The organism is Vicinamibacteria bacterium (genome assembly GCA_035620555.1).
GTDB lineage: Bacteria > Acidobacteriota > Vicinamibacteria > Marinacidobacterales > SMYC01 > DASPGQ01.
In genome coordinates this window covers 1-3,309 of record DASPGQ010000024.1, presented here as the reverse complement: position 1 = coordinate 3,309, position 3,309 = coordinate 1, and the positions used below count along the sequence as shown (strand labels likewise).

3 protein-coding genes are annotated in these 3,309 nt (G+C 64.7%); 2 read left to right on the top strand and 1 reads right to left on the bottom strand.

Features of this window, described 5'->3' with window-relative positions; translation table 11 throughout:
- Positions 1-1,591 (top strand): SEL1-like repeat protein (locus VEK15_00840; GenBank protein ID HXV59209.1); only part of this gene is annotated, 1,591 nt, incomplete at its 5' end.
- Complete coding sequence (locus VEK15_00835) at positions 1,591-2,496, top strand: SUMF1/EgtB/PvdO family nonheme iron enzyme (protein ID HXV59208.1); 906 nt, start codon at positions 1,591-1,593, stop codon at positions 2,494-2,496. The genes VEK15_00840 and VEK15_00835, both read left to right, overlap by 1 nt.
- Positions 2,497-2,506: 10 nt before the next feature.
- On the opposite strand, the gene VEK15_00830 is transcribed toward VEK15_00835, so the two are convergent.
- The coding region (locus VEK15_00830) for a hypothetical protein (protein HXV59207.1) at positions 2,507-3,309 on the bottom strand (803 nt) is incomplete at its 5' end.

Below are 3,309 nucleotides of genomic sequence, written 5' to 3'. Positions count from 1 at the left end.
GGGACGTCGGCGCAAGAAGAAGCACAAGAGAGACAAAGCGGCGGCAACGCCTGCTCCGGCGACGTCGCGGCGAGCATTCGCCCTACCCCTGGCGCTCGCGCTCGGGCTCGTTCTCCTATCGCTCCTGCCGCGGGTTCAAGGAAACCCGACCCTCTACCGCTCGTTTCTGGGTGCCGCTCTCGCGCTCCTCGCCTGGGAGCTGGTGCTCTTCGTGAGCCTCAAACGTACCGGTGCCGGCCGTTCGTTCCACACCATGCTGCGCCCCCAGCACTATGCGCAGGCGATGGTCCAGGCCTCGGTGTACGCCTACTGGGGCTACTACTGGCGGCCGGTCTACGAGTTCGCCCCTCTCCTCGTGGCGCAGCTGGTGTTCGCCTACGCCTTCGACATTTTGCTGGCCTGGTCGCGCCGCGAGAGCTACCTTCTCGGCTTCGGTCCGTTCCCGATACTTTTCAGCACGAACTTGTTCCTCTGGTTCCGAGACGACTGGTTCTACCTGCAGTTTGTGATGATTGCCGTCGGGTTCCTCGGGAAGGAGCTCGTGCGATGGCACCGGGACGGCAGGTGGACCCACATCTTCAACCCTTCGGCCTTCTCCCTCGGGCTATTCTCGCTGGCGCTGATCGCAACGAAGGCAAGCGACCTGACTTGGGGCCAGGAGATCGCAACGACGTTGAGCCTGGCCCCTCGGATCTACCTGTTCCTGTTTCTCGTGGGGCTCGTGGTGATGTACCTCTTCTCCGTCACGCTCGTCGCCGGTTCGGCCGCCGTGACTCTCTTCGGGTTGAGCGTGCTCTACTGGAGGTCGACTGGAGTTCCCTATTTCGTGGATTCCGAGATACCGAGCGCCGTATTCCTCGGACTCCACCTCCTCGTGACCGATCCGTCGACATCGCCGAGAACCACGCTCGGAAAGGGTCTCTTCGGCACCCTGTACGGGCTCGGCGTGTTCGGACTCTATTCTCTGCTCGGCGCCATCGGGGCGCCGACGTTCTACGACAAGCTTCTTTGCGTGCCGCTTCTCAACCTGAGCGTCAAGTGGATCGACGGCCTCGCTCGTGCGCTCGAAACGTTGCCTCGCCTGATCCCCTGGGCGAGGTGGAGCATCGGCGCGATCGGCAACCGGACTTACATGGCCATCTGGATCCTGTTTTTCGGGGTGATGACGGCGATCGGCTCGACCGACGGCCGCCACCCCGGCGACCGACTCCCCTTTTGGCAGGAGGCCTGCGCCAAGGGCCGTCGCAACGCCTGCGACCGCCTTATCGAGATCGAATCGACGTACTGTCGCGACAACTCGGCCTGGGCGTGCAACGAGCTCGGCGCGCACTATCGGTCGGGAACCCTGGTGGAGGCGGATACCGAGCTCGCCTGGAGCTTCTTCTCGCGAGCGTGCGAGCTGAGGCATCCTGGCGCGTGCTTCAGCCTGCTCGATCCGGGCGGCTCGAGCCACCCCAACCCAAGGATCCTCGATCTCAGACTCCTGCTGCGTGAAGGCGGCCCCAACCTGCTCGAGATGCCCGAGCGCGACGTGCTCGCACGAGCCTGCGAGCACGGGTGGACCTTCGCCTGTAACGAGGGGACCCGGTAGTGACTTCGAGACTCGTCCGCGCTTCCCTGATTCTCATCGGGATGAGCTCCTGTGGATGGCCGCCCGCCGAGATCCGTGCCGGGGCCAAACCAGCATCGAAGACCGAGGACTCGGAGTTGACCGGATTTCGAGCGGATGCCTGGTTTCTGCCCGACGACGAGCTCCTCGGTTTCGTCGAGATCGCGGCTGGCCCTTTCCCGATGGGTAGCGACGCTTCTGTCGACGCGCTCGCCTACGACAATGAGCTCTGGCCGGACTCGCAAGGACCCGGCACAGTGGACCTGGACGGGTTTTACATCGGCCGTTACGAGGTCACCGTGGCTCAGTACCGTGCATTCGTCGAAGCGACGGGATACGAGGTCGACGCCCGGGCTCTCGAGGCACCTCCCGCTCATCCGGTGACGTCGGTCTCATGGCCGGACGCACTCGCCTACTGTCGGTGGCTGGAGGCGACCCTCAGAGAATGGCCTCGAACCCCAGCCCGTTTGTCCGAGGCGCTTCGCGACGGCTTTCGGCTCGGGCTGCCTAGCGAAGCCGAGTGGGAGAAGGCCGCGCGCGGCACAGACGGACGGATCTATCCGTGGGGAAACGCCCCGCAACCGGAACGCGCCAATTATCGTGGGACGGGAACGATGCCGGTGGGGAGCTTCGAGTGCCCTTCCTGTCCCTTCGGTCTGCTCGATATGAGCGGGAACGTCTGGGAGCTGACGCGAAGCCCGTATGAGGCGTATCCGTACGATCCGAGCGATGACCGCGACCATCTCGAGGAAGATGCGCTGTTCGTCATGCGCGGCGGGCACTTCGGGGATCCGGAAAGGAACGTCCGGGCCGCACTCCGCGGCGCAGTCGACCCGGGCGCGCGCCGCCCGTTCATCGGGTTTCGTGTGGCGGTCTCCCGCTTCTAGCTAGCTCGGCTCAGCGTCGCCAGGCGAGTGCGATTCGCTCGACGATCACATCACTCTTGCGAGGCGCGTGGAGAACCGACGTCACCTGGAGCCCCTCTTCCGAGTAAGCGGTCTGAAGCTCTGCGGTCTTCTCGATGAGCTCGGCCTCGAGAGCCTCGAGCTTCTCCTTTTGCATTTCGACCTTGGCGCGCGCGCGCCCCACGTCCTTGCGCTCGCGAGCGACCCGCGAAGCGGAACGCGCCGTGCGTCGGGCCCGGGTGACATTCCCGAGCTTTCGTCCAAAAAGAGCTCCCGCGAGCGTCGCGCCGAAATCCATCGCCGTTTCGAGCTTGCTGTCTCCGTATTGGGAAGACTCGCGTTCCAGCAGCGCCTCGGCGCGAAGGACGGCCTCCTCCACTCGCGCGAGCTTGGGCGCAAACCGTTGTCTGAGCCTCTCGATTTCCTCGTCTCGTTTCTCGCGTCGAGCGTGGGCGCACCGTAAACGAAAGTCGGCGGCACTCTCGTGCGGCCGGGAGTACAGCTCGATCTCGGGCACCGAGAACTGCTCGAGACGCTGCACCCGATAGAGGAAGGCTGCCAGCGACCGCTTCCATTGGGTGGTGGTCTTTTCCCAGGAGGAGAGGCTCGGTGTTGGGGCGAAGCCCACCCCGTCGGCGGGCCCTTCCTCGAGCGCGGGAGGCGCGATCGCCTCACCACTCCGCCAGGCGACGGGGTCCTCCAGGGGCGTGAGCCAATGCAGATTCTCCCAGTAGTCGAGGTCCGACTTCGTGCTGACGTAGTGAAGCTGTGCTTTCGCCAGGAGGAATGGGCGGT